23 protein-coding genes, 2 pseudogenes and 1 riboswitch are annotated in these 25,001 nt (G+C 68.0%); of the genes and pseudogenes, 12 read left to right on the forward strand and 13 right to left on the reverse strand.

The genetic code is table 11. The annotated features are described in order from the left end of the window. Positions 1–101 precede the first annotated feature (101 nt). Positions 102–200: riboswitch (glycine riboswitch) on the reverse strand. Between the two features lie 196 nt (positions 201–396). The 6 genes from L0M17_RS16000 to L0M17_RS16025 all read right to left on the reverse strand — a co-directional run bounded on the left by L0M17_RS16000 (position 397) and on the right by L0M17_RS16025 (position 8,646). Continuing rightward, positions 397–1,137: a hypothetical protein gene (locus L0M17_RS16000; protein WP_241055272.1), complete on the reverse strand. Its 741-nt coding sequence runs from the start codon at positions 1,135–1,137 to the stop codon at positions 397–399. A 178-nt stretch (positions 1,138–1,315) separates the two neighbouring features. Further along, positions 1,316–1,945, reverse strand: a complete 630-nt coding sequence (locus L0M17_RS16005; RefSeq protein WP_241055274.1) for a GNAT family N-acetyltransferase — start codon at positions 1,943–1,945, stop codon at positions 1,316–1,318. Further along, the gene (locus tag L0M17_RS16010; protein WP_372498072.1) at positions 1,942–4,530 is read right to left on the reverse strand and encodes a Tex family protein; all 2,589 of its coding nucleotides are present in this window, start codon (positions 4,528–4,530) and stop codon (positions 1,942–1,944) included. Before L0M17_RS16010 ends, L0M17_RS16005 begins: the two co-directional genes overlap by 4 nt. A gap of 339 nt (positions 4,531–4,869) precedes the next feature. Further along, complete coding sequence (locus L0M17_RS16015) at positions 4,870–7,275, reverse strand: DUF222 domain-containing protein (protein ID WP_241055275.1); 2,406 nt, start codon at positions 7,273–7,275, stop codon at positions 4,870–4,872. A gap of 173 nt (positions 7,276–7,448) precedes the next feature. Continuing rightward, on the reverse strand, positions 7,449–8,306 hold the full coding sequence (locus tag L0M17_RS16020) for a metal-dependent hydrolase (protein ID WP_241055277.1): 858 nt from the start codon (positions 8,304–8,306) through the stop codon (positions 7,449–7,451). Between the two features lie 112 nt (positions 8,307–8,418). Then, complete coding sequence (locus tag L0M17_RS16025) at positions 8,419–8,646, reverse strand: hypothetical protein (protein ID WP_241055279.1); 228 nt, start codon at positions 8,644–8,646, stop codon at positions 8,419–8,421. A gap of 77 nt (positions 8,647–8,723) precedes the next feature. Here L0M17_RS16025 and L0M17_RS16030 point away from each other — a divergent pair, with 77 nt between their 5' ends. The 6 genes and pseudogenes from L0M17_RS16030 (at position 8,724) to L0M17_RS16055 (ending at position 14,746) form a co-directional block, all read left to right on the forward strand. Continuing rightward, positions 8,724–9,344, forward strand: coding sequence for an L-threonylcarbamoyladenylate synthase (locus tag L0M17_RS16030; protein ID WP_241055280.1), 621 nt, complete (start codon positions 8,724–8,726; stop codon positions 9,342–9,344). An 84-nt stretch (positions 9,345–9,428) separates the two neighbouring features. Next, positions 9,429–10,247, forward strand: a complete 819-nt coding sequence (locus tag L0M17_RS16035; RefSeq protein ID WP_241055282.1) for a hypothetical protein — start codon at positions 9,429–9,431, stop codon at positions 10,245–10,247. A 164-nt stretch (positions 10,248–10,411) separates the two neighbouring features. After that, the gene (locus L0M17_RS16040; RefSeq protein WP_241055284.1) at positions 10,412–11,788 is read left to right on the forward strand and encodes an MFS transporter; all 1,377 of its coding nucleotides are present in this window, start codon (positions 10,412–10,414) and stop codon (positions 11,786–11,788) included. A gap of 37 nt (positions 11,789–11,825) precedes the next feature. Further along, positions 11,826–13,036, forward strand: a pseudogene (gene manD, locus L0M17_RS16045) (D-mannonate dehydratase ManD). A 174-nt stretch (positions 13,037–13,210) separates the two neighbouring features. After that, a complete protein-coding gene (locus L0M17_RS16050) occupies positions 13,211–13,813 on the forward strand; it encodes an NADPH-dependent FMN reductase (protein ID WP_241055286.1) in 603 nt (200 codons plus the stop codon). Between the two features lie 135 nt (positions 13,814–13,948). Beyond that, on the forward strand, positions 13,949–14,746 hold the full coding sequence (locus L0M17_RS16055) for an SDR family oxidoreductase (protein ID WP_241055287.1): 798 nt from the start codon (positions 13,949–13,951) through the stop codon (positions 14,744–14,746). Between the two features lie 12 nt (positions 14,747–14,758). Here L0M17_RS16055 and L0M17_RS16060 read toward each other — a convergent pair whose 3' ends face one another. Next, a complete protein-coding gene (locus tag L0M17_RS16060; RefSeq protein ID WP_241055289.1) occupies positions 14,759–15,280 on the reverse strand; it encodes a hypothetical protein in 522 nt (173 codons plus the stop codon). Between the two features lie 109 nt (positions 15,281–15,389). Continuing rightward, entirely contained in the window at positions 15,390–16,187 is a 798-nt protein-coding gene (locus tag L0M17_RS16065) for a TetR/AcrR family transcriptional regulator (RefSeq protein ID WP_241055291.1), read from the reverse strand. Between the two features lie 130 nt (positions 16,188–16,317). Here L0M17_RS16065 and L0M17_RS16070 point away from each other — a divergent pair, with 130 nt between their 5' ends. The 5 genes from L0M17_RS16070 (at position 16,318) to L0M17_RS16090 (ending at position 18,306) form a co-directional block, all read left to right on the forward strand. After that, entirely contained in the window at positions 16,318–16,506 is a 189-nt protein-coding gene (locus L0M17_RS16070) for a hypothetical protein (RefSeq protein WP_241055292.1), read from the forward strand. Then, complete coding sequence (locus L0M17_RS16075; RefSeq protein ID WP_241055294.1) at positions 16,503–16,775, forward strand: hypothetical protein; 273 nt, start codon at positions 16,503–16,505, stop codon at positions 16,773–16,775. Before L0M17_RS16070 ends, L0M17_RS16075 begins: the two co-directional genes overlap by 4 nt. A 267-nt stretch (positions 16,776–17,042) precedes the next feature. Then, positions 17,043–17,387 carry a gas vesicle protein GvpJ gene (gvpJ, locus tag L0M17_RS23050; RefSeq protein WP_241055296.1) on the forward strand — a complete coding sequence of 115 codons (345 nt, stop codon included), beginning with the start codon at positions 17,043–17,045 and terminating at the stop codon, positions 17,385–17,387. 34 nt (positions 17,388–17,421) lie between these two features. Then, positions 17,422–17,982 carry a hypothetical protein gene (locus L0M17_RS16085; protein ID WP_241055298.1) on the forward strand — a complete coding sequence of 187 codons (561 nt, stop codon included), beginning with the start codon at positions 17,422–17,424 and terminating at the stop codon, positions 17,980–17,982. A gap of 69 nt (positions 17,983–18,051) precedes the next feature. Next, positions 18,052–18,306: a hypothetical protein gene (locus L0M17_RS16090; RefSeq protein WP_241055299.1), complete on the forward strand. Its 255-nt coding sequence runs from the start codon at positions 18,052–18,054 to the stop codon at positions 18,304–18,306. 534 nt (positions 18,307–18,840) lie between these two features. On the opposite strand, the gene L0M17_RS16095 is transcribed toward L0M17_RS16090, so the two are convergent. From L0M17_RS16095 to istA, 5 genes and pseudogenes are all read right to left on the reverse strand, one after another. Continuing rightward, complete coding sequence (locus L0M17_RS16095; RefSeq protein WP_241055301.1) at positions 18,841–18,990, reverse strand: hypothetical protein; 150 nt, start codon at positions 18,988–18,990, stop codon at positions 18,841–18,843. Positions 18,991–19,004: 14 nt separating this feature from the next. Further along, complete coding sequence (locus tag L0M17_RS16100; RefSeq protein ID WP_241055303.1) at positions 19,005–19,577, reverse strand: hypothetical protein; 573 nt, start codon at positions 19,575–19,577, stop codon at positions 19,005–19,007. A 359-nt stretch (positions 19,578–19,936) separates the two neighbouring features. Then, positions 19,937–20,902 (reverse strand): annotated as a pseudogene (locus L0M17_RS16105) (IS110 family RNA-guided transposase); the annotation flags it as partial. Between the two features lie 120 nt (positions 20,903–21,022). Next, complete coding sequence (gene istB / locus L0M17_RS16110; protein WP_308196793.1) at positions 21,023–21,820, reverse strand: IS21-like element helper ATPase IstB; 798 nt, start codon at positions 21,818–21,820, stop codon at positions 21,023–21,025. Next, a complete protein-coding gene (gene istA, locus L0M17_RS16115) occupies positions 21,817–23,349 on the reverse strand; it encodes an IS21 family transposase (RefSeq protein ID WP_290427279.1) in 1,533 nt (510 codons plus the stop codon). The genes istB and istA overlap by 4 nt, the downstream gene beginning before the upstream one ends. Before the next feature lie 565 nt (positions 23,350–23,914). Between istA and L0M17_RS16120 the strand changes: the two genes are divergently transcribed. Next, complete coding sequence (locus L0M17_RS16120; RefSeq protein ID WP_241050952.1) at positions 23,915–24,997, forward strand: IS110 family RNA-guided transposase; 1,083 nt, start codon at positions 23,915–23,917, stop codon at positions 24,995–24,997. The last annotated feature ends 4 nt before the right edge of the window (positions 24,998–25,001 follow it).

Below are 25,001 nucleotides of genomic sequence, written 5' to 3' on the forward strand. Positions count from 1 at the left end.
CCCCGCTCTGTATCGGACCTGAGAGATTCCGCCGGCGTTGTGGGCCGGCTTGCACCGTCGGTGAGGCCGCGGCCGAAGCCGGGTCTGCTTTCCAGAGGCGCCTTGCCGCGGCGGTACAGGTGCCTGAGAGATTCCTGGGGAGGTGTTGCTCCTACGGCGCCTGCTTGCTCATGCTCGCAGGACTCTCCCGCCGCAGATCAGAGGCTTGTTCAGTTGTGGGCATGCGGGGATGCCGCACAGACCAATTGTGCTATGCCGCCTCCCCCGGAGCAAACAGGCCCGGAGCAAACAGGCCCGGTCCCAAGCGTGAGGACCCCTCGACGCTGAAGGCCACCTCCCGCAGGAGGTGGCCTTCAGCGCAATATGCTTGTCACTTCACTTGCAATCCTGCAGTGATCACTTGCAATCCTGCAGCGACACTGTGACCCCGAGGATGTCCGTCCCGCAGCGCTTCGACGGCGGCGCCGTGGGCGACGCTGAGGGCGACGCCGCTGGCGCTGGCGAGGCGGAACTGGACGGCGAGGTACTCGCCGAACCCGTCGCCGAAGCGACGGGCGCCGGGGCCGGCGACGACGCCGGGAGCGGGGCATGCGGCGACGAGGTGGTGCCGCCGGTGTTGGCAGGAGTTCCCCCTGCAGGCGCTCCTGTGCCCGACGCCCCTGTGCCCCCAGTTGCGGCGCCTGCAGCGCCCCCACCCGCGAGCGGGCCGTAGGGCGCGGCAGCCAGCGGAGCACCCGGTGCCGTGGCGGCGGGAGGCGTCTGGGGCGTCAGCCCGGCCTGCGAAAGGGATGGCACGGACGACGGCGAGACGGCGCCGACGATCGAGGCCGGAGCGGAGACAGCGCCCGACGGCGCTTCGCCGCCCGAGAGCGAGCTCGAGAACCGTGCGGCATTGGCGCCTAGTTGGACCGTCGGGGAAGGAGCAGCCGTCGGCGCAGTGCCATCCGGCAGCACCCCGCGCACGGCAACAGCGCCGGCGGACAGAACCAAGGCTCCGAGGGTGCTCCACAGGAATGCCATGGGTATCACGCCGGTGCCGCCAGCACGGCGGGAGCGCAGTCGCCAGACGGAGGAAACGACAAGGACGAGTCCGCAGACAAGCATGACGACGACGGGGACAGTTGCGAGGGCGAACACCACGGCAGCCGCTGCAACAGCCCCCGCTAGCCAAAGGGGCGGGCGGCTCCAAGGGTTCGTTCGTCGGCGAGGCCGCCTTCGCCAAGCAGGCGTTTCGGCGGCGTCCTTTCGGGGACGGTTAGGAAACGACACTGTTGCCATGCTTCCAGAGCTGGCCTCGTCTGGCCAATCGAGAGGTCTAGCGTCGCGCCGCCCACTCCTCGCGCAGCACGCCGTAGACGACCTCGTCGCACACCTCGCCGCGCACCATCCTGGCGTTTCGAAACCGTGCCTCCTCCGTGAAGCCGAGCTTCTGGCCGACCTTGCACATCCCGGTGTTTCCGCTCCATGTGGCGAAGTCGAGCCGTTCGCTGTCGGTGGCTCCGAAGAGGTACGTCGTCCAGAGCGCGAGCGCATCGCTGCCGTACCCGCCGGACCAATGACGCGGGTCGAAGATCACAAGGCCGAGCCGACGCCACGGAAGGAGCCGCGTCCCGTCCGGGGACGGGTCGCTCGGCTTCTCCTGCCAGTACCAGGACACCTGGCCGACGAACTCGCCCGTGGCCGCGTCCGCGATCGCGAGATTCTCGCGGATGTGCGGCCACACGCCGTCGTGCGCTTTCCTGAGGAGGCCGTCACACCAGCGATTCGCGCCGTCCGCCGTCCACCTTCCGTAGAACGGGCCATCGAAGAGCTGCCACGCGTGCACCCCGCCGCCCTCCGGTGGGACGATCCACTTCCGATACGCCTCGATGTCCGAGCGCGTCCAATCGCGGAGTGTCGCCCGCTCCCCTCTGATCGTGACGTTCTCGATCGTCGGGTCGCTCACTTGGCGAGACCGGCCCGCCTCAACGCTTCCGCGAGCGCAGTATCCGGTGCGCCCTGCGATTCGCGGCCGCGCCCGGCAGCACCGCCCCGGCCGCCGTCGCCTGCGTCGCCTGTGCGCGGACGACGCCGGCCTTCTCCTCCCCGGCGATCCTCCCCTCCACGCCGTTGCTCCCCATTTCGGCCCTCGCCATTACGGCCCTCGCGGTTCCGCTCCTCGCGGTTGCCCTCCCCACTTCCTCGACGGCCCTCACCCGGGCGGGAGACCTCGTCATCAAGCCGCAGCGAAAGCGAGATGCGCTTGCGGGGCACGTCGACGTCGAGGACCTTGACCCGCACAACCTGCCCGGACTTCACGACTTCACGCGGATCGGAGACGAACTTGGAACTCATGGCAGAGACATGGACGAGGCCGTCTTGATGAACCCCGATATCGACGAAAGCGCCGAAGGCAGCGACGTTGGACACCGTCCCCTCGAGCACCATCCCGGGCTTCAGGTCCGCGATAGTCTCCACGCCTTCCTTGAGCGCGGCCGTCACGAACTCCGGCCGAGGGTCACGCCCCGGGCGCACGAGTTCAGCCATGACGTCTTTGACCGTGGGGAGGCCGAAACGATCGTCTGCGAACTCGGCAGGGTCGAGGGTCGCGACCGTGGATGCCATCGCGCCTGAAGTCGTAGAACGCCCGGCCCCTGTTGCACCGCCGGCAGCGGCGAGGATTCGATGGGCCAAGCCGTAGGCCTCCGGGTGGACTGCCGAGGCGTCGAGCGGCTCCGGACCTCCCGTGATGCGCAGGAACCCAGCGCACTGTTCGAAGGCCTTGGCGCCCAATCTCGGAACCTTCTTGAGATCGGCCCGGCTCGCGAAGGGACCATTCGCATCGCGGTATTCCACGATGCTCCGGCTGAGGAGCGGACCAACGCCGGCTACCCGCGAGAGCAGTGACGGCGAAGCCGTGTTCACGTCGACGCCTACGGCGTTCACGCAGTCCTCCACCACGGCGTCGAGGGAGCGTTCGAGCTTTGCAGGCGTGAGGTCATGCTGGTACTGCCCGACCCCGATCGACTTCGGCTCGATCTTGACCAGCTCGGCGAGCGGGTCCTGGAGCCTGCGGGCAATCGAAACCGCGCCGCGCAGCGAAACGTCGAGGTTGGGGAGTTCAGCCGAGGCCAGCGCTGAGGCCGAATAGACGGATGCTCCCGCCTCGGACACGATTACCTTGGCAGGCTTGAGCGCGCCGTCGTTCTTGGCGCCGTCGTTCTTCTGGCCCTCGCCGCGCTGGGCAGCAGCGGGAGCCCCAAACCGCGAAAGCCGGGCCAGAAGCTCTCCGGCGAGCCTGTCGGTCTCGCGACTCGCCGTCCCGTTTCCCACAGCCACCAACTCGATCCCGTGCTTGAGCGCGAGGGCCTCAAGCGTCGCGAGGGATTCCTTCCACTTGTTGGCCGGCGCATGGGGATAGATCGTCGCAGTGTCCACGACTTTCCCCGTCCGGTCGACGACGGCGACCTTGACACCCGTCCGGAGACCGGGATCGAGACCGAGGACGGCCCGGTTCCCTGCAGGCGCCGCGAGCAGAACGTCGCGGAGATTCGACGCGAAGACCCGAACTGCCTCCTCCTCGGCCGCCTCAAAGAGCCGCGATCGGAGGTCCGACTCAAGGCGCGGCTGGAGGCGCCCACGCCACGCGATCCGCACGGTCTGCGCGAGCCACTTTCCGCCCGGAGTGTCGGCGCCGCCGCGAATCCCGAGCGAGCGGGAGACCGCGTTCTCGTACCCTGCGCGGGCTTCGTCCAAGCCTGCCTCGTCACGCGGGTCACTCTCTGCCACAGCGACCGTAAGGGCGCCTTCGCGTTCGCCTCTCAGGAGCGCAAGTACGCGATGGCCGGGCAGGTTCTCGAGCGGCTGCACATAGTCCGCGTAGTCCGCATACTTCCCCGCGAGCTCCGGGCTGGTGCCCTCCGCGGCCTGCACCCGGACGCGTCCTCGAGTCCAGAGCCGCTCGCGCAACTCGTGAACGAGGTCGGTATCCTGGCCAGCCCGTTCCGTGAGGATTGCCCGCGCGCCAGCGAGCGCATCGGCAGTGTTCGGAACGCCCTTCTCGTCGCTCACAAACCCAGACGCCGCTTCATCCGGAAGGCGCGAGGGATCGGCGATGATCGCGTCGGCGAGCGGCTCGAGACCGGCCTCGCGGGCGATCTGTGCTTTCGTCCGACGCTTTGACTTGTAGGGAAGGTAGAGGTCTTCGAGCTCGGCCTTCGTTGCCGCTTGAAGGACGGCCTCACGCAGCTGATCGGTGAGGGCGCCCTGCTCACTTATCGCTGAGAGGACTGCGGCCCGACGGTCTTCGAGCTCCCGGAGGTAGCGGAGCCGCTCCTCGAGGTCACGGAGCTGCGCATCGTCGAGGGTCCCGGTGACTTCCTTCCGATAACGCGCAACGAACGGCACCGTGGCACCACCGTCGAGAAGGCCCACGGCGGCGGCCACCTGCCAGGTCTTCACACCTAGTTCTTGGGCAATGACGCCGTTGATCTTCTCGGCGATCTCCTTGGAGACCTGCTCAGCGGTCTTCTCAGGAAATGCGGTGCGCAGTTGTACCTGAGGCAAGCCTTCTCGAGAGGAGGCTCGTTGAGACGAGCCCCCTTGAGACAAGTGATTCGGGCCGGAGGCCGAGGAGGATGGAAGCGGGCGTGAAGGAGCGGGTACAGCAGGCTGGGTCACAGAGACTACTCTGCCCTATGGGTCCGACAATCCGCACTCGCGCAAGCCGCACTCGCGCTACATTGGCTCGCTGGATCCCGACACGGTCTAGCTCGTGGACGCGGGCCGGGTCGTGACGCGAGCTGGATCGCTCGTGACACTGGCTGGTTCGTGACACTGGCTGGCTCCTGACACTGGCTGGCTCCGGTAGAGGCGGGCCAGGCAAGCTCCTCAGAACGGCGGAGGTTGGTTTGGAGCCTCCGAGAGCGTTCGTGGAATCGGCGCTCCCCGATCCGGCACTCCCCGTTCCGGCACCGCTGATCCTGGCACCGCTGATTCTGGCACCGCTGATCCTGGCGCCGCTGATCCCGGCGCCGCTGATCCTGGCACTGCGCATTCGGGCAGGCCGATCTCGGGCGCTGGAGGTTCTGGCGGAGCAATCTCGGGCAGGGCCGTTTCGGAAATGTGGGTACGGCCCAGCGGCGACCTCCACCGGAGCAGATGAGCAGCTTCCGCAGGATTGCCATGCCGTAGACGATCGCCGTCCTCTACCCGAGCCGGGCCTCCCGCACCACCGCCCTGCTCTGCCCGATCATCGTGCCCTGTCCGATTACCGTGCTCTACCCCACGGTCCGGGGCGAGGTGCTGGTAGCTCCAAGCCCCGATGGACTTGAGGGCGTGATGCTTTCGGCACAGCAGAGCCAGGTTGTCCGGGTCTGTTTTCCCGCCGTCCTGCCATTCGATGATGTGGTCCGGTTCGCATACCTTGGCGCGTCGGGTGCAACCGGGAAACAGACATCCGCCGTCGCGGTGGGCGAGGTAGCGGCGCAAGGCCTTTGGCGGCCGATACGCCGTGCGGCCGACACCGAGCGCAGCTCCTGTGATGGGGTCGGTGAAGAGCCTGTCCCAGTTCGGGGCGAGGGACGCGAGGCGCCTGGCCGTGGGCGCATCAATTGGTCCATAGCCCTCAAGCTCGGCCACCGCACGTCGCGACGCTTCCCCCGGGGATCTAGCAGCGGTTGGCGGAACACCGGCGCTCGGAGACCCGGATGCGTTCAGCGATCCAGCCACGCTGGGCGATCCAGCCGCGCTCGGCAATCCAGCCACCCGCGCAGACCCGGCTATGGCCGGCGCAAGAGCGGGCTGTTCCCGGGCCAGCTCGTCCTCAGTTTCGACGACGGCGTCGACCGTTCCCATCGCCGGGGCTGGTGAGCTGATTTCGGAGACGAGGGCGAGGTCGAGAGGAATCGTGACGACCACCTCGGGACGGAAGGGCCCGACGAATGCAGGGTCGGGGGAGCCGAGGAGTCGGTGGATGAGGGCATCGGCCCGTAGCTGGGACAAGGTCCGCTCCCCGGCGGCGGCTGCGGCCGCGGACGTCTCAGGACTCCTTTGATCACTCTCCTGGCCAGCTGATCTGCGGGCTTCTGCGAGGGCGGTGCGAGCATCGGTGTCGAGTCCGTTCAGGACGGCCAGCCCCGCCTCGGCGGGAAGGAACGCAGTGAGTGTGCACATCCCGTCGGGCTCCGGGGCAAACCACACGCCGCGCTCCCGTGCCGCCGCTTTCTTTCGGGACTGGATGCTCTCGGGGTGCATCCGTTCTCGCACGCGCTTCAGCGCGGAGCGCAGTTCCGAAGGTGTCCGGCGGCGCCCGCTCCGCGTCACGGCCCGTTCCAGAGCCTCCCGACCGAACTCCTGGGCGACTTCGGGCGGGAGGGTGCGAGCCTGGTCGAGGATGACCCTGGCATGCTGGAACGAGATCGCACCGGTCTGAACTGCTTCCAAGACGTCGCTCTGCGACCCCGTCAGGTCGACGGCGTCGTGCAGGAGCCTCGCGGCGGCCATCTCGGAGATCGCCGAGGAGGTCGCGGCCTCGGCCACGGCAAGAGCGTGCGCCTCAGCTCCGCCGAATCGCACGGGTTGGCTGCCCCGGCGTGGGATGTCCTCGGCAGCCAGAGCAGGCTCGAGGCGGGCTAGGGCCCGGAGTCGGACTCCTGTCGCCCAGCCGATCACCCGCTCGGCGCACTCCGCTACGGCCAGAGCCTCGTCCGCGGAAAGGCCCTCGGTCGCGGGCAACCCCACCGACCCGAACAACGGCGAATCGGGCCGGTCGCCGAACACGACGACCGACGTCCATGAGTCGGATGAGCCGGTGCAGGTGTCGGCGGCCTCGAGACCGGCTTCTGCGCCGCCGCACGCTGCGCCCTCGGGAACAATGTCGCCAGCCTCAGGGAGGGCTTCCCCGGAGTCGGGGAGGATGTCGCCAGCTCCAGGGAGGAGGTCTCCGGACTCGGGAAGGCCCCCGCTTCCGGGGAGGATCTCCCCGCCCTCAGGCAGGATCTCCCCGCCCTCAGGCAGGATCTCCCCTGACTCAAGAAGGACCCCCTCGGCCCGATCATCGACGTGCGCCGCACTGGCGCGCAGCACGCACTCTGGGAGGACGTCCTCGTCCGGCACATCGTCTAGGAGAGGCTGGTCTAGGGGATGCTGGTCCGTCCAGCCCACGGTCTCGCGCCAGCCAGCCTCCTCAGGCCTCATGTCCTCTTGCCAAGGGGTTCCGGGCCACTGCACGTTGACCCCGCCCTCCGAGCTGCCTTCGGCCGCCGCGCCCGCGCAAGCCTGCGGTTCCGCTCCCATCTTCTTCCCCCCCTTGTCGTCCGAGAATCCCGTTCCCTGAACCTTTGATCAGAGCCTACGGAGGGGGTGCGACAAAATAAGACGAGGACTCCTCGTGGTCAGCAAAGCCCGGGGAGCCAGCCGTCCGCCGTCGTCGTCAGAGATCTCCGGGAGTCAGCCGTCCGCCGTCGTCGTCAGCGCACGCCCCACGCAGCGACTACCGCGGCCGCTCCCGCTCTTCCCAGCGTCCAGACGGCACCGCCCACGCCAGCGATTGCGTAGCAGCTCACGGGAACGAGCATGAGCCATTCCCTCCACGAGCCGGCATCGCCGAGGACGGGAAACGAGACGTGGCCTCCCGGCCGCCACATCCAGGCAAGTAACGGGACTCGTGAGAAGCGTCGGGGCCGTCGAAATGCGATCGGCCAAAGGAGGTTGCAGCCGCCGGTTGTGAGCATGTCCCCGGCGATGTGCACGGAGGATCCAAGAGCTACGGCGAGCGGGAACCAGTTCTGCTCATGGGGGGCGAAGACGGCAATGAATGCCGCCAGAGGCACCGCGACGAGCCAAGGAATCCGGCGCACGCCCTCCGGAAAGACACCTAGGACCTTTGCCGCGAACGCGACGAGCAGGAGCGAGACGATGCCGGCCCCGAGGTGAATCGTGCCGACCCCAGGAAAGACAGCGGTCCAGCGCCCCGCAGCCCAGGCGACAGCGGTGAAGGCCGCTACCCCGAGCAGGGAGTGCGTGCCGTTGCGGTGGCCACCTGCAACGGCTCCGATCCCCTCGCACACGAGCCGCGAGACGGGCGGAAGGGAGTGGGCGATCGTCGCACTCGGGTGGTCAGCGTCCGGGAGGAGAGCAGCCCCGGCTGTCACAAGGGCGCCCGCGACAATTCCAAGCGGCGAAGAGTGCAGGAGCGGCGCACCGAGGTCGATGCTCGCGGGACCCCAACCGACGGCCGCCGTAAGCGGTGCGAGATCGAGGTGTACTTGGGTCGTAATGGCTACCCAAGCTGCGGCGCCGCAAGCGGCGTGATGAGGGCCCATCATCCGGCCGAATCCTCCTCTGACCTGCGGATACGCGCCGAATGCGCCCTCCTACCCTACAGGCCGGGGCCGCCCGCCTCCCGAAGCCACGCTCCTGAAGCGCTAGGCCAGGGAGCTACGCCAAACAATCAGTGCAGACGCCGGCATCGATGTCCGCATCTCGGAGCACCGCACCACAATCACGGCACTCGGCATGGGCGGCGAGGTCGGCGCAGTCGGCGCATCGCACCTCGTCGAATTCGGCAAGCCCCGCTCCGCAATCCAGGCAGGCGTCCTCGGACGGAACCGTCGGGCCATCGGCGAGTCGGTGGAGTTCCAGTTCTTCAACAACAAGTGCGCTCATATCTCGAGGCTAGGTTTCCCGCCCGACAAAATAAGGACGCAACCCCGGCGTGCCGGGAATCCGCGTAGGCTCGGAGGATGGCGCGCTACTTCGATGTCCACCCGGTGGACCCCCAGCCCCGCCTGATCGGCCAGATCGTACGGATTCTGCAGGACGGAGGGCTGATCGCCTACCCGACCGATTCCTGCTACGCGCTAGGCGCCCAGATGGGCAACCGGCAGGCGCTCGACCGGATCCGGCAGATCCGGCGGCTCGATGACAAACACCATTTCACGCTTGTCTGCCGCGACTTCGCCCAGCTGGGCCAGCTCGTGAACATCGACAACGACGTGTTCCGTGCCATCAAAGGCGTCACTCCGGGCCCCTACACATTCATTCTCCCCGCTACCCGGGAGGTCCCGCGCCGAATGCTGCACCCGAAGAAGAAGACGGTCGGCGTGCGCATCCCCGACAACAACGTCGTCCGCGCCCTGGTCGCGGAGCTCGGCGAGCCCATCCTCTCGTCCACCCTGCTTCTGCCCGGGGACGAGGACCCGCTCATCGACGGCTGGGACATCAAGGAGCGACTCGACAATGTCCTGGACGCGGTCGTCGACGCGGGCGACTGCGGCACCGAACCCACTACCGTTGTCGACTTCTCGAGTGGCGACGCCGAGGTGGCGCGTCGAGGAGCGGGAGACGCGTCCCGCTTCGAATAGCCCGGCTGGAGCCCAGTCCCAGCGGCGCCCACGGCCGCGGCGGTGCCCACAAGCCTAGAATGGAAGGGCGAGAGGAGGGCCTCCGTGGCACGGTTCCACTACCGCAATCCCAAGAGTTCCCGGCGCTTCCCGGCAAACCCCTCGGAGCGCACGCCAGCCGCTGCGCCAGCGCCAGCACCGGCGTCGCCCACTGCGCGCCGCCGGCCCCAGCAGCAGGCTCCTCGACAGCAGGCTCCTCGACAGCAGGCTCGTCGAGCGCGACTACCCCAACGGCCCAGGCCTCAACCCAGCCGAGAGCAGCCTGCCCACACCCGCCGCCATGGGCTCGGCGTCGTAACACCGCAGACGACGGACCGCTGGCGGGAACTCCTCGCCCCTGACGGCACGCCTCCGGCCCTCCCCTATCAGGTCGAGTATGTCCGCGCCGCAGTACGACAGGAGACGGGCCTGCGGCCGAGCCTGCGGGGCCTGACCATGGGGCAGGCCGAGCGGATCCTCGCCGCGCTCAACGTCGATCCCCGCCCCCTCTGGCGCAGCGGCAGAGACAGCTGGGCGATGAACGTGCTCGCGATCTGCGGGAAGTGGCTCGCGATCGCGCTTCTCTTCATGGTGATCCTCTCCCTCGGCCGGGCCGATGGGATGCCGCTGGTGGTGCTCATCCTCCTCGGCTTCGGGCTCTCCGCGGCAAGGCGGCAGCGCCGGCAGACCTTCGAGAACCGGCACTACCGCCGTTCGCGCCCGGAGAGGCCCACAATCCTTGAAGCGCACGACGGCGGGTCCAACCGAAGCGTCCCGGGCCAGCCGGGCGCGGGGCAGCCGGGCGCGCGGCTTGCGGGCGAGGACCAAGGCAACCCGTACGACGTCGAGACCTACCTCAGACGGCTCGGCCGGGACGGCCGCTGAGGTCATCTTTCACGGACCCCTCAGGACAAGTGCGTCTTGTCCTCAGGACAGGTACTTCTTGACAACTAGCATGGCAGTACTTGTATGTTAGTTCTGCCATGGCACTCCTGCCGCCTTCGGCGCCACTGTGCGCCGCCTCGCCCATCAATGCAAAGGAGCACTAGATGTCCGAGAAAGCTGCCCCTCCCCGGCCGAATCTGAAGCAGAGAACCACGAGCGAACTCTCCAAGGCCGCCGTCTCGGGATGGCTCGGCACGGCGATGGAGTTCATGGACTTCCAGCTGTACTCGCTCGCGGCAGCGATCGTCTTCAACAAGATCTTCTTCCCCGATGTAAGCCCGGTGATCGGCCTCATCGCTGCGATGGCAACCTACGGCGTCGGCTATGTGGCCCGCCTCGTCGGCGCTGTCTACTTTGGACGCATGGGCGACCGGATTGGCCGCAAGAAGGTACTTTTCCTGACCATCGCCCTCATGGGCGCGTCTACGACGCTGATCGGGGCCCTCCCGACGTATCAGATGATCGGCATCTGGGCCCCGATCCTGCTCGTCGCGCTGCGCCTCATCCAGGGTTTCGGCGCTGGCGCGGAGATCGCGGGCGCGTCAGTCATGCTCGCCGAATACGCCCCCACGAAGAGCCGTGGCCTCATTTCCTCTCTCGTCTCGCTGGGCACCAACTCGGGAACACTGGCGGCGTCGGGCCTGTGGGCCCTGCTCGTCAGCGCCCTCCCCAATGACCAGCTGCTCTCGTGGGGCTGGCGGGTCCCGTTCTTGGCGAGCTTCGTCGTCATGCTGTTCGCAATCTGGGTGCGCCGCTCGCTCAAGGAGAGCCCTGTCTTCGAGGACCGCGCGGACGTCGTAGATGGCGTCGCCCTCTCCAAAGCTGAGGTTGCTGCCAACGCCCAGCACCAGGGCGTACTTGAGGAGGCGCTTCGACAGAAGAAGGGCAAGGCCTTCCTCATTGCTCTCGGTCTCCGCTTCGGCCAAGCCGGAAACTCTGGCCTCGTGCAGACCTTCCTCGTCGGCTATCTCGCAACAGTACTGATGGCGGACAAGGCACTTGGCACCACTGCGATCATGTGGGGCTCGCTCCTTGGCTTCGCCACAGTGCCGCTTATCGGCTGGCTTGGCGACAAGTTCGGTCGCCGCAAGCTCTACATGGTCCTCAGCACCCTGACGATCCTCTTCGCCGTGCCGATGATGCTCATGATCACAAGCGGGAACTCCGCGATCATCACGCTCGGCATGGTGATCGGCCTCAACCTCGGTGTGCTCAGCCTCTTCGCAATGGAGAGCGTCACCATGGCCGAGTTCTTCGGCGCCCGCACGCGTTTCACCCAGCTCGCGCTGGCCAAGGAAATCGGGGGCATCCTCACCACCGCGATCGGTCCCGTCCTCGCCGCGACGCTCACCGCGGTGACCGGACAGTGGTGGCCCCTCGCCGCCATGCTCATCGGCTACAGCGCCGTCACGCTCGTCTCGGCGGCTGTCGGCCCCGAGGTGCGTGGCCGCGACCTCGTCCGGCTAGAGGACGCGGTCTGAAAACCCCCAGAGAAACAACCACAGAAGGAACTGGCCCGTGAAGATCACCGATGCCCGTGTTGTCGTCTCCTCTCCCGGACGCAACTACGTCACCCTCGTCGTCGAGACCGAGGACGGCATCACCGGCATCGGCGATGCGACGCTCAATGGCCGCGAACTGGCGGTCGCCTCCTACCTGCGCGACCACCTGTGCCCCCTGCTCATCGGCCGGGATGCGCGTCGGATCGAGGACGCGTGGCAGTACTTCTACAAGGGCGCCTACTGGCGGCGCGGGCCGGTGACGATGACGGCGATCGCCGCGATCGACGTCGCCCTCTGGGACATCAAGGGCAAGGCCGCCGGGATGCCGATCTACGAACTCCTCGGCGGCGCGGCCCGTGAGGGGGTCATGGTCTACGGCCACGCGAGCGGCGCGAGCCTCGAGGACCTCAGCGCGGACTTCCAGCACCACCTCGACCTGGGCTACAAGGCCATCCGCGTCCAGGCCGCCATCCCGGGCATCGAGAAGACCTACGGGATCGCGCCCGCCGACGGCAAGCTCTACGAGCCCGCCAGCGGCGAGGTCCCGCAAGAGGACACGTGGGAGACGACGGCGTACCTCGACTTCGCACCCGTCATGATGGCGCACGTCCGCAACGAGTTCGGCTACAAGGTCCACGTGCTGCACGACGTGCACCACCGCCTGACCCCCATCGAGGCCGGTCGCCTCGGCGCGTCCCTCGAGCCCTACCGGCCGTTCTGGATGAGGATCCCACCCCCGCCGAAGATCAGAGCGCCTTCCGCGTGATCCGGCAGCATACGACGACGCCGATCGCCGTGGGCGAGATCTTCAACTCGATCTGGGACTGCCAGCAGCTCATCACCGAGCGGCTCATCGACTACGTCCGCGCGTCGGTCTCGCACGCTGGCGGCATCACCCACCTACGCCGCATCTTCTCCCTCGCCGACCTGTACGGCGTCCGGTCGGGCTCGCACGGCGCCGGGGATCTCTCTCCCGCCTCGTTTGCGGCGGCGCTGCACGTGGATCTGAGCATCGCGAACTTCGGAATCCAGGAGTACATGGGGCACCGAGACCCGGCGAACGAGGTGTTCACGACCTCGTACACGTTCCACGACGGCTACATGCACCCCGGAACGCAGCCGGGCCTCGGCGTCGAGTTCAACGAGGAGGCGGCCGCCCGCTTCCCGTTCAACCCGAAGTACCTCCCCGTCAACCGACGACTCGACGGCTCGATGCACGACTGGTGAGCCCGCGATCGTCAACACGCCGACCACGCTGCTCTCCGTAGCCGCGGTTGCCGTTTCCGGCCTGACGCTCGCGCGGAAGGCCGCGCCGTGCTGGACTGTTCCGGGGTGCCCCCGGGCGCCTCGACGAACCGGACGAGGACGGTCTCGCGCCGTCCGGGAAGGATCAACAAGCGAATGGCCACGTATAAGATCGGCTACCTCATTGGGAGCCTCGCCTCCGGATCCATCAATCGAACCCTTTCGAAGGCGCTCATCCGGGTTGCCCCAGAGGGATTCGAGTTCACAGAGATCCCCATCGGGAACCTGCCGCTCTACAGTTCGGACTACGACGCCGACTACCCGCCGGAAGGACGCTCGTTCAAGGAAGCGGTCGAGGACTCGGACGGGATCCTCATCATCTCCCCGGAGTACAACCGCTCGATTCCCGGCGTGCTCAAGAACGCGATCGACTGGGGCTCGCGGCCTTGGGGCACCAACTCCTTCGCGCGCAAGCCCACCGGGATCATCGGAGCCTCACCGGGCAACATCGGGACCGCCGTCATGCAGTCCTCGATGCGCGCCGTGCTGAGCTTCCTCGACGCTCCCCAGCTCAACTCCCCTGAGGCCTACGTCAAGTTCGACCGTGCGGTCTTCGGCGAGGACGGTTCCGTCTCCGACGAACAGACGGAGAGCTTCCTGAGCCACTACATGGAGGAGTACGCCGCGTTCGTCGCGCGGGTCCTCGCCGCCGACGCGCCCGGGCACATCGGAGACCGCGAACCCTACGCCCACGCCTGACCTCCACACCCCGGACGGCGGCCTGTGTCAAGCCGGCCGTCCGGGGTACCCCTTCGGTGTCCCTAGCAACCGCGTTGCTGGCAATCGCGATTCTGGCAATCGCGATTCTGGCAACCGCCCGCCGAAGGAGTTCCCATGACTTTCGAACCTCGCACCGCCATCGTCACCGGCTCCGACTCTGGGATCGGCCAAGCGACCGCCGTCGCCCTCGCAGCAGCCGGAATGGACGTCGGGATCACGTGGCACTCGGATGAAAAAGGCGCCCAAGAGACCGCGGAGGAGGTCCGCAAGCAGGGCCGGAAGGCATATATTGCGGAGTTGGACGTCGCTGACGCGCCAGCCTGCGGCGGCGTCGTGGAAGACCTCGCGTCCCAGCTGGGAGGCCTCGACGTCTTCGTCAACAACGCCGGAACAGGCGCGAACGAACCGTTCCTCGACATGGAGTACGACCGGTGGCGGCAGATCGTCGCCACCGACCTGGACGGCGCGTTCGTGTGCCTGCAGAGGGCCGCGCGGCACATGGTGCAGGCCGGCAACGGCGGGCGTCTCATCGCCGTGACGAGCGTGCACGAGCACCAGCCCCGTGTCGGCTCGTCGGCCTACGACGCCGCGAAGCACGGCCTCGGCGGCCTCATGAAGACGATCGCCCTCGAGCTCGGCGAGCACGGGATTACAGCGAACGCGGTCGCCCCAGGCGAAATCGCGACGCCGATGACCGGCCAGGAGGACAAGGACCCTCACGGCATCTCCCGCCCCGGGGTGCCCCTCGGCCGGCCGGGGGACGCACGCGAGGTCGCGGCGGTCATCGCCTTCCTCGCCTCGCCCGCGGCGAGCTACGTGACCGGCGCCTCCTGGGCGGTCGACGGCGGCATGTTGCAGATGGGTCCGCAGGGCGGCTCCCACATCCCGAGCGACGACTGGCGGAAGGGCTGAGCCAGATTCTGGCTATGCGGTGACCGTGAGCAGGCGGGCACTTCCATCCGACTCGCTCACGAGGCGGATCCGGTGGCTGCCGAAGCTGACCTCGCCGCTCACGAGGAGCGCGAAGTACCGGCCGAGCTGCTCCTCGCGCGAGAGGGCCTGCAGGTGCGCCCCGGCATGCTCGAAGAAGGCCTCCGCCATGACCAGACCCGCGACAGTGCGGTTGCGGAGCGCCGTCAGGAAGAGGTCGATCCGGCGGAACAGGTCGGGCACGAACAGGAGCACGACGGCGAACAGCGCCGCTGCGACGAGGCTGATCCTGTTCGTCACGACGACGTAGGCGAGCGCGAGGCCGATGGCGACAACGAAGACGCGGCTCGCGACGTTGAGGGCCCTCGCGAGCGTGCGGCGCGACTTCATGCGTTCGAGCACCGCATGGTCTGCGGCCAAGGCGAGACGTTGCCCGGCCCCGATGATGGTTTCGCGCACCAAGCGCGTGCCGTCCGGAAGGAGCGCCCCCTGCGCTCCGAAAAGCTGGCGTGTCATCTGTCCCCTTGCGTCGTCGCCACGTGTGAGTCGACTACTATTCTCCCACGCGTGATCGCTTGATCAACAACGGTCTCCGACATCTGGGAACATGGTCCCGGTAACCTGCCTAGTTGGCCTCAGCCGAGCTCAGTGTCCCCTTGGTCTTCACGAATCGTGTAGGCCTCGTGACTCGATGCTCCCCCTCGGCCGCCGCCTCCGCGTGCCGAAAAGGGGCAAAGCGCTGCCGCCTTCCATCGCCCTGGCCTTCCTGACCCAGCTGGCTTTCCTGGCTGCGCTGGTTTTCCTGACCTAGCTGGCCTTCCTGACCCAGTTGGCGTTGACGGTGATGTTCGATGAGCAGGCTCGCCATGAGACGAGCGCGTTCTGCGGCGCTGGTGTCGCCCTCCGAGTCCGCCACCATCGCCCCCTTGATGAGGATGTGGCACGACCACGCGAAGCCCTCAGGATCATCCAGCCCCGCGGCCGCGGCGATCGTGGCCAGCTGTTCCCGCGTCCGAGTGAGGTATTCGATGCTGGCTCGGCCCAAGGGATGGTCCGGGCCCATCTCGATCATGACGTGAAGGAAGGCGCTGGCTTCCGCCCGCCCCCGCTGGAACCAGTCGTCCAGCACCCCGAATACGGCGAGCAGGGGCTCATCGTGGCTCTCGCTGCTCTTCGTTGCGGCATCGACGGCCGCGCTCCTCGCCGTGAACCAGCGGTCCAGGTACGCCAACACGAGCGCGTCCTTCGATGGGAAGTGCCGATAGAACGTGGCCTTCGCAACCCCTGAGCGGGTGATGATCTCGTCTACGCCGACATCGCGGATACCACGACGGGCGAAGAGCTCGTACGAAGTGTCCAGAATCCTTTCGCGCGCACCGCCCTTTCGGCCTTTGGCTGCGCGAGCCTCATCCCGAGCGTCCATGCATGCCATCCTAGCGCATGACTGGACAGACAGGTCTGTCTACATGTAGAAAGTTACTCACGAGACAGACCGTTCTGTCTCAACGGGGGCCGGCAAAGCGCCAGCCTCCGTCGTCAAGTAGGAGGATGCTGTGACTGAGCTGATACACCGAGTGGTACTCGGCCCGGCTGCTTCCCCCACAGCGGAGCTCGCGGAAGAGCTCCAGGGAAAGCGCAGAGGCGAGGCGGAGGAGTTGCGCGAAGTGGCGCGACTGGCTTTGGCGATGGCGATCCGTCGCTACCGGGAGAGCTCTGGAAGCTCGCCGAAGGCCTGCGCATGAGGCAAGAACTGAGTCCCAAGGATGACATGCGACGCGCGCTCTCTGGCGACCGCAAGGTCATCGTCGACGAGCGCAATGCCGAGCTGCACTGCTATCTGGTGGCAGCGGGGGTGCAGTCCGCGCGGGTGGTGTGGACGACCGCATCGGGGCGACGACGGCAGCGGGTGGTCCAACTCGCGCAGGTCCGCCTCCCAGAACCGGCCAAGCCGTGGGAGGGAGTCGAGATCTCTCCCGATCGGATTCCCTTCGCCTCCCCCGCGCGGCTGTGATTCGACACAGCTCTGATTCGACACAGCTGTGATTCGACACAGCTCTGATTCAGAGCAGATTTCCCCAGCCAACCGTGGGCCGGACTCCAAGGAGCGGAGCGGCCAGCGGCGCTAGGAATGTCGGGGCCGCCGTCGTGCGCTGCGTCGATCGGCGGGATACTGGCAGGCAGCAGGGTTCGAGCCGGCGGCCGGGCGACTAACTAGGCGACTAACTAATGAGCGCGGCCTAATGGGCGCGGCGCGGCGCGCTGAGGAAGCAGGCTGACCATGGGTGGTTATCTCGACCGGCCGCACTCGAGTTCGCTCGCCGACGTGCTCAACGTCATCCTCGACAAGGGCCTCGTCATTGATGCCTATGTACAGCTTTCCCTGTTGGGGGTCGACGTCCTCAGTGTGGACGCGCGCTTCGTTGTGGCAAGCGTCGACACCTATCTCCGTTATGCCGAAGCCACGAACAGGCTTGACCTCGCGAAGCAGACCGAAGGAAAGGCGCCCCCGGACCTCGCGGCGAAGGCCTTCGACAGCACAGCAGAGACCATTGCCCATGACGTCGCCCAGAAGAAGACCGAGAACTTCGTCGAGAACGTCAAAGACTTCTTCACCCCGGGCTAGAGGTTTCCGGGCCGCGGCAGCATAGGATCGCCCCGTGGACAGGACACCTCCGCAGTTGGATGCGACGACGCTCCTCCAGCACATCGAGCAAACGCCCGCGCTCGTCGCCGTCGGCATGCGCGCTCCCGTCGTCGAACGCGTGGTGGAGCGCCCCGAACCCGATCGCTTCGCCGTCCTCCTCGCCAGCCCGGACGACGGCGCACGGCACGTTGTGGAGGTCCAGCTCGGCGAGGCGGACGAGGACCAGGTGCTCCGCGCCCTCTCGCACTGGGCCGTCGAACGGCAGCGGCTCCCCGATCTCGAACACCACGCGGCCATCGTCGCGGAGCGCATTCCGCCGCATGTCGCTCGCGCCGTCGCCCTCGCCCGGCGGATCGCGCCCATTGAAGCCCTCGAACTCGAGGTCGAGGAGCGGGAGGGGATGCTGGCTCTGCAGGCCGGCCCGGTCGACCCGCCTGCAGGGGCGGATCCGGAGGCGGAGCTCGCGAGCGCCTTACGTCTGCGCCACTTCCTCGAATCTCTCGACCCCGCCGACCCGCTCTCCGCGAGGCTCATGGGTCCACGCCCCACGCGGCTCGGCCAACGGGAGGTCTGACCCCGCTTGGCGACGCCCGGGGCGGGTAACCCACGAGGACGTGAACAGCCCAAGTGGAAGGAGAGCGTCATGATCGAGCGCGGCAGCAACAAGCACGGCCCGCAGCTGGACGACGAGATGAAGCACGAGGACCAGGGCACCGTCCGCAGCGGCCGTCCGGGCCACGTCGAGGACTTTCGCCAGACCGAGCCCTTCCCCGATGACACTGACAGTCCCGAGGTCCAGGCCGCAGTGGAGCACGGGACCACGGGGGGAACCGAAGAAGCGGAGCCAGGGGCAGCAGAGTCCGAGGAAGACGAGGGCCAAGGCGACACTCCCGAATGATGTGACTGCTCCTCCGACACGGGTAAGGGGCGGTCATGGACGCGCTGCTGGCAGAGCACATCTATGAGGAGATCCTTGCGCGGCTCGACGCCGCGAAGCGCGGCGGGTCGCTGCGGGCGTCCGTAGAGGCGGAAGTCTGGGAGCCGGCCGCGGAGAGCCACCGGCCCTCCAGCGCTCGTGTCGGCGACCCTTGCGAGGGCTGCGGCGAGCCTTGGCCGTGTCCGGTTGTGAGAGACCTCCTGAAGTCCGGGGTGGTCGCACCTTTCGAGGCGATGGCCGCGGCCCTCCCGCCTCCCCTGAGGGCGGCCACCGCCGGCCCTTCGGAGCACCACGTCCCACGCCGTCGGTGGCTTTCGCGGCGACGCAGGCGCCAACCACGCCGTTTCCCGCCTTCTTAGAAGAGCCGCCTTCCTAGAAGAGGCGCGCACAGCAACCGGCCCACAGCCAGCTGAAAGCCTTCCCAAAGCCCACAGACACCCGGGCCGAGGACAGTGGAACTAGAACCACTGGACTCAGGGAGGCAGGAATGATCAGCTACCGGCCCATCGCCGCATTGACGGTCGACGACGGCGGGCTGAGGTCCGCGTTGAAGGCCATGGCCTGGACGGCGCTGCTGGGAGCCCCGCCAGCCGAGCACAGCGACCACGAGGGCAGCAGCAATGCCTGGAAGCCCGAACAAATCACAGACGCGCAGGCAATCAGAGAGGCGCGGGAACCGAGGCCTTGCGCATTGCGGCGAGCCGCTCATCGGCTGTCAGGACCTCCGCGAACGGCGTCGCCCGCCGCAGCTGAGCACCCTGCTCGCCCGGGGCAAGCATCGAGTCGATGAGCGACTCCACGTCCCCCTCGAGCAGCCGCTCCCACTCCCCGAGCTGATCGGCAAGCTGCCCGGGCCGCCCGCCGTCGTCCGGCTGGCCGCCGTCGTCCCCGCGCAGCAGCTTGAGGCGAGCCCGGGCGGCGGCGACGACAGGCGCTGGGTCCTCACGCAGCTTGTCCACCACCGCCCGGTGCAGCTCCCAGGCCACGCGATCGTCCTGGTTCTCGAGGACTGGCCGTCTGCCGCGCGCCTGCTCAATATCGTCCTGGGCTGTCAGAACGCTGCAGCCGAGGATATGGGCGATCTCGCTCAGCGGCACTCCCGCCGCGTAGAGGCCGAAGATCGACTCGCAGCGGTCCCCCTCAGCGACGGAAGTGCCCTCGCCTGCTAGCAGGGGGTCCTCAGGAGAGGTGACGGCCTGTTCCAGCAGAGAAGCGATGAAGGGCTGCAGCATGCTGGTCCGCTACCCAGCTTCGGCCAAGCCACGCGGAACAGCCATTCCGTTCCAGAACACCGTTCCGTTCTGATATTGAGCGGTGTTCTGTCAAGTGGGCATGGTGAGGTGCCGTCGGGAAGGAGGTCCCCGGCGGCACCTCTGTGCTTCGCTAGGTGGGGGGTGGCGAGCGTGTCGTTCGGCGACGCGCGGTCAGACTGATATGCGCGGGTTGGCTACCGCAGGGCGGTGGTTCGGCTGGAGCTGTTCCGCGGGTCTAGAAGTCGAGCGTCGGCCCGGGAGGCCTGCTCATAGAACGGACGCGGGTAGCTCCACGCGCTGCCGTCATTCCCCATCCTCGGCGAAGCGGTCTGCGAAGCTCAGTCGTCCATGACGGCTAGGGACCAGCACCAGCCTGCCAGCTCGCGTGCTATTGCGGCGTTGGCGACGGTGGGCCGCTTGCTGCGCTTGAGGAACTTGACCCAGCGGGCGTGCAGGCGCCGATTGCCCGCATCGCCCCGGGCCCTGGCGGCTGCGGGGGCGAGGTCCCAGCGATCCTGCATCCTCTTTCCGATGCTGTAGTGGGCGCGGTGGTGCCAGGCTGCCTCGACAAGCAGCCTGCGGGCGTGGGAGTTGCCGGCTTTGGTGACCGGGCCTTGGGCGCGGGAGCCGCCCGAGGAGTGCTCGGAGGGGACGAGCCCGACGAAGGAGCCGATCGTGGCCCCGGTGAACCTCCCCCAGTCGCCGATCTCCACCGCAAGGGCGAACCCGGTCAGGGTGCTGACACCACGTAGGCACCCCAGGCGCCGCACGATGGGGGTGAACTCCGAATCGGCCGCCAGCTCCTCGATCGCCGCATCAAGGCGGTCCCTGCGTGCCTTGACCGACAGGACGGCCTCATAGTCGGAGTCGAAGGCCGCCCGTGTCGCCCTCGACTCCAGCAGCGCGAGAGCCTCGCGGCGCAGCCAGACGTCGTGCTTTCCTGTCCAGGCGTCCCCACCCTCGTAGACGATCCCGTGGCGCAGGAGGAGCTTGGAAAGCCGGTGCCTGGCACGCATCAGATCGCCTCGGCAGTCCTCCCTGGCCCGGACCAGATCGCGCGCCGACTCCTGGCCTACGGTCGGGACCGCGACCGCAGTTACCTCGTCTAAGCGCAGCAGCCGCGCCAGGTGCACCGCGTCCCTTGCATCGGTCTTGACCCGGTCTCCCGATGGCCGCTGGAGCTTCGACGGCGCGGCGACCACGCACCTGACTCCCTGTGAGGTCAAGGCCCTCGCAAGTCCGAACCCCGTTGGGCCGGCCTCGTAGACTACGGCGACCGGGCCGGAAAGCCCTCCCAGCCATGACTGTCAACGGCCAGTTGGTTTTCCCCGTGGACGGCCAGTTGTTGTCCCCGGTGGCGGCCATCTTTCCTCCCCACGTATGGCCAGTTGATTCCCCGGTTCGGGTTTGGACTGTCTGTCGGGTCAGCGGAAGGGCGTCACCCCCTTGCCGGAGGCGGCTTGGGCGAGGCGGTAGGACTCGCCCTTGGTCTCGACCCGGTGGGCGTGGTGCATGAACCTGTCCACCGTCGCGGTCGCGATGGTCTTGGGCATGATCTCGTCGAATCCGGCCGGGGCGAGGTTCGAGCTGACCGCCATCGCCCGGCGCTCGTAGGCGGCGTCCACGAGGCGGTAGAACCCCTCGGCGGCGTCTGGGGAGACCGGGAGCAGGCCTATGTCGTCCACGATGATCAGATCGCTGCGCACGACCCTGGTCAGGGCCCGGGCGATGGAGTCGTCGGCGCGGTGCTTGCGCACCAGGGCGCCGAGATCCTCGATCCCGAACCAGGACACGATCATGCCGGCCTCGACTGCCGCGTGGCCGAGCGCCTCGCAGAAGTGCGACTTCCCAGTCCCCGACGGCCCGTAGATCGCGAGATTCTCCCGCCGGCGGACCCATTCGAGGGACTTGAGTGCTTCCTGGGTCGGGCGCGGGATCGGGGAGAGCTCCTCGTCCCAGTCGCCGAAGGTCTTCCCTGCCGGGAAGCCGGCGGATTTGCGGCGGGTGATCAGGTTGGCGCGGTCGCGGCCGGCGACTTCCTCCGCGAGCAGGACCCGCACGAGCTCGGCCGGGTCCCAGCGCTGGGCCTTCGCCGTGGGGATCAGGTCCGTGAGCGCCTTGCGCATGTGGGGCAGCTTCAGCCGGCGGGTCAGCTCCAGGGCCTCGGCCAGCGGGTCGCCGTGGGCGCGGGCGACCACGGTCTGCATCGTTGTGATCGTCACCGGTCCTCCTCCTCGCCCGTCATGTCGGCGGCGGCGGGCTCTGAGCCATCGAGGCGGCCCCAGCCGCCCGTGCCCGGCTGGAGGGAATGGGCCTCGGAGGCCCGGGAGGGCTCCACGTGGGCGAGCCCGGCCTGGTAGCCCAGGATCGAGACCAGGTCCCTGTCGGCGAACCTGCCCGTCGTCGCGGCCGTGCCCAGGGCCCGGTCGACCTGGTCGGTGCCGTAGAGCTTGGCGAACGCAACGGCCTCGGCCATCTTCGCCCGGATCCGCCTGGCTCCCGCGGCGGCGGCCTCGACCAGCCACGCCTTGGCACCCGCGCCGAGCATCAGGAACGCTGCCTCCTCCGGGGTGGTCGCCCTGGGCTGGCGGTCCGCGGCCTCATCCGCCCGGGGCGGGTAGTGCGCGTCGTCCAGGACTGGGGTCCCGGGACGCCCGGTCGCATGCCGGGCCACCTCGCGGGCCTCCCCGCGCTCGGCCACGGAAGTGACGATGACCTCCTCGCCCGCCTCGCGCACCCAGACCCTGGTGTTGGCCAGCTCGTGCGGGACCGAGTACCGGACCCCGTTCATCGACACGGTCGCGTCCCAGTTCACCCGGCGGGTGGTCCCGAACACCACCGTGAACGGCGCCTTCGGAAGCAGATGCAGCCGCTCCCGCTCCGCAGCGAGCATCGCCGCCGGCGCCTGCCGTGTCTCCCGGTGCGGGCGGGCGTTGACCTCGTCGCAGAAATCGTGGCACGCCTTCTCCAACTGCCCGAAGGTGCGGTACTCCTCGAGCAGGTTCGCCGCCGTGGGCACCAGATCCGCCTTCGAGATCCGCACCGTGGACTCCGAGCCGCCCTTGGACTGCGGGTCGGCGGGAACGCAGGTGCGCACGGTCATCCCGTAGTGGCGGCCCATCTCCACGATCTGCGGGTTGCGCACCGCGACCCTGGCGATGTGGTCGGCGGTCACGGTGCGCTCGTTGTCGGTCAGCGCGAACGCCGGGACCCCGCCCATCCTGCGCAGCGTGGCATCCATGCACGCCACGACCGTCGGCAGGCTCTTGTCCCAGATCGGGATCACGACGCGGAACCGCGACCACGCCAGCCACGCGCACCACAGCAGCGTCGCCCGGCCCCCGATCCTCGGCCCCCATCCGTAGTCCCACTGCAGCCACAGCCCAGGCTCGACGATCCAGGGGCGGAACACGCGCCGCCGCCCCGCCGCGAACTGCGCCTTGGCCTCCGCGACCGTGCGCCTCGTGGTCCTCTCCGCGCCGGTGAACCCCATCGCGACCAGCCGCTCATGGACCACATCCGCCCGGACCCGGCCTCCCGAGCGCTCGACGAGTTCTTCGATCTTCGGCAGGAACCCGTCGATCGGCCTGGCCCGCTGCCCCTTCTCGCGATCCGGCCCTCCGGCAGCCCGCAGCTTCACATACCTGGCCACCGTGTGATGGTCACACCCCGCGAGCTCCGCTGCGGCACGGTAGCTGCCGGTGAGGTCATACGCCTCAAGAATCTCCATGATCTCCTCGTTGCTCTTCATCCGCGATCATCACCACGACCGGCGGAAGGAATCCCGCACCCGGGGAGAACAACTGGCCGTGGACGGGGAGAAAGAACTGGCCGTCAGCGGGGAACTATCTGGCCGCCAATGGGGAGAATCTCATGGCCGCTGACACATGACTTCACAACCTCGAAAGACGGGGCCATTCTGGCCTGGACCAACTCACCCGTGACGCCGTCGATCGCTGCCGCCGCGATCGAGTGGGCGTGCACATCCAGCCCAACACTCGTACGCTCAATGAACACCTGTGAGTCTTGGAGCGGCTGGTCCGGGACCGGCTGGCAGGGTAGGTGCTGGACGCCTTCTCCTCGGCTGTGACTCGAATGAACACTGGCCCCTTCATGGGCCTTCGCCCCGAATTGTCCAGCCATGGGGGTTGGTGCCCGGCGCCCGCCCGGCCCACACCGATGGCTTGATCAGAAGACTGCCCGACCCCTGCGGGGCCGTGGCCCATCACAGGAATGCCTCGGAGTGACCTTCACCCGGGCCGACGCCGGCCGCGCCGCGGCCAGAAGCATCTGCCCCTACTCGAGGAAGGAACCCCGTGGCCGCGAAGACTACTGTCGCACAGACGCGCCCGTTCGTCATCGGCGTGGACACCCACGCCCGCACCCACACCCTTGCCATGGTCCGCGCGGCGACCGGTGAACAGCTCGGCTGCCAGCAATTCCCGGCCACCGCGGCGGGCATGCGGAGGGCCCTCGACTGGGCGGCCCGCCGCACGGGAGGAGACGCAGACGCACTCTGGGTCATCGAGGGAATCGGCAGCTATGGAGCCCAGCTCGCAGCGGCAGTCGTGAAGGCCGGCTTCGAGGCTGTGGAAGCCCCCAGGGGCTACGTTCGCTCACGAACCACCACAGGGAAATCCGATCCGCTGGACGCGGCCGCGATCGCGGCCGCAGCCCTCCCGCTCGAGGGCACCCGCCTGCGTATCCCACGCCAGGATGAGGGCGTGCGCGCTGCCCTGCGAGTGCTCATCGCGGCAAGGGAGCAGATGACGCTCGAGCGCACGGCCAAGGTCAACGCACTCACTGCCCTGGCCCGGACCGTCGACCTCGGGATCGACGCCCGCCGGCCCCTCTCAGCCACCCAGGTCACGGAGATGGCGCGATGGCGGGCACGGGAAGAGGGCGTCGCGGCTGCCACCGCCCGGACGGAGGCGGTCCGCCTTGCCAAACGAATCCGCGTTCTGGACGAGGAGCTCGCGGACAACCAGCACTGCACATCCGAGCTCGTCAAGGCTAGCCCCGCCGCGCCCCTGCTGGAGATGACCGGCATAGGACCGGTCACCGCCGCCGTGGTCTACACCGCCTGGTCACACCTCGGGAGGGTCCGCTCCGAGGCCGCTTTCGCCACTCTTGCCGGGGTCAGCCCCGTCCCGGCTTCTTCCGGGAACATCGTCCGATACCGGCTCAACCGAGGAGGCGACAGACGCCTCAACCGGGCCCTGCACATGGCCACCATCACCCGAATGGTCCACGATCCCGACAGCCGTGCCTACGCCGAACGACGCACAGCCGAAGGCAGAACCACACGCGAGATCCGTCGCTGCCTCAAGAGATACCTCGCCCGCCACCTCTACCGCACCCTCAACGCACTCCACCGCGACGCACTCGCAGCAGCTTGACGCG

Source organism: Sinomonas terrae (genome assembly GCF_022539255.1).
Taxonomy (GTDB): Bacteria; Actinomycetota; Actinomycetes; order Actinomycetales; family Micrococcaceae; genus Sinomonas; species Sinomonas terrae.

Coding starts and splice junctions, on each gene's coding strand:
- L0M17_RS16090 (WP_241055299.1), top strand. CDS start 18,052: ATGATCGAGCGCGGCAGCAACAAGCACGGCCCGCAGCTGGACGACGAG.
- L0M17_RS16100 (WP_241055303.1), bottom strand. CDS start 19,577: ATGCTGCAGCCCTTCATCGCTTCTCTGCTGGAACAGGCCGTCACCTCT.
- L0M17_RS16040 (WP_241055284.1), top strand. CDS start 10,412: ATGTCCGAGAAAGCTGCCCCTCCCCGGCCGAATCTGAAGCAGAGAACC.
- L0M17_RS16025 (WP_241055279.1), bottom strand. CDS start 8,646: ATGAGCGCACTTGTTGTTGAAGAACTGGAACTCCACCGACTCGCCGAT.
- L0M17_RS16050 (WP_241055286.1), top strand. CDS start 13,211: ATGGCCACGTATAAGATCGGCTACCTCATTGGGAGCCTCGCCTCCGGA.
- gvpJ (WP_241055296.1), top strand. CDS start 17,043: ATGGGTGGTTATCTCGACCGGCCGCACTCGAGTTCGCTCGCCGACGTG.
- L0M17_RS16065 (WP_241055291.1), bottom strand. CDS start 16,187: ATGGACGCTCGGGATGAGGCTCGCGCAGCCAAAGGCCGAAAGGGCGGT.
- L0M17_RS16075 (WP_241055294.1), top strand. CDS start 16,503: ATGAGGCAAGAACTGAGTCCCAAGGATGACATGCGACGCGCGCTCTCT.
- L0M17_RS16055 (WP_241055287.1), top strand. CDS start 13,949: ATGACTTTCGAACCTCGCACCGCCATCGTCACCGGCTCCGACTCTGGG.
- L0M17_RS16020 (WP_241055277.1), bottom strand. CDS start 8,306: ATGATGGGCCCTCATCACGCCGCTTGCGGCGCCGCAGCTTGGGTAGCC.
- istA (WP_290427279.1), bottom strand. CDS start 23,349: ATGAAGAGCAACGAGGAGATCATGGAGATTCTTGAGGCGTATGACCTC.
- L0M17_RS16015 (WP_241055275.1), bottom strand. CDS start 7,275: ATGGGAGCGGAACCGCAGGCTTGCGCGGGCGCGGCGGCCGAAGGCAGC.
- L0M17_RS16060 (WP_241055289.1), bottom strand. CDS start 15,280: ATGACACGCCAGCTTTTCGGAGCGCAGGGGGCGCTCCTTCCGGACGGC.
- L0M17_RS16030 (WP_241055280.1), top strand. CDS start 8,724: ATGGCGCGCTACTTCGATGTCCACCCGGTGGACCCCCAGCCCCGCCTG.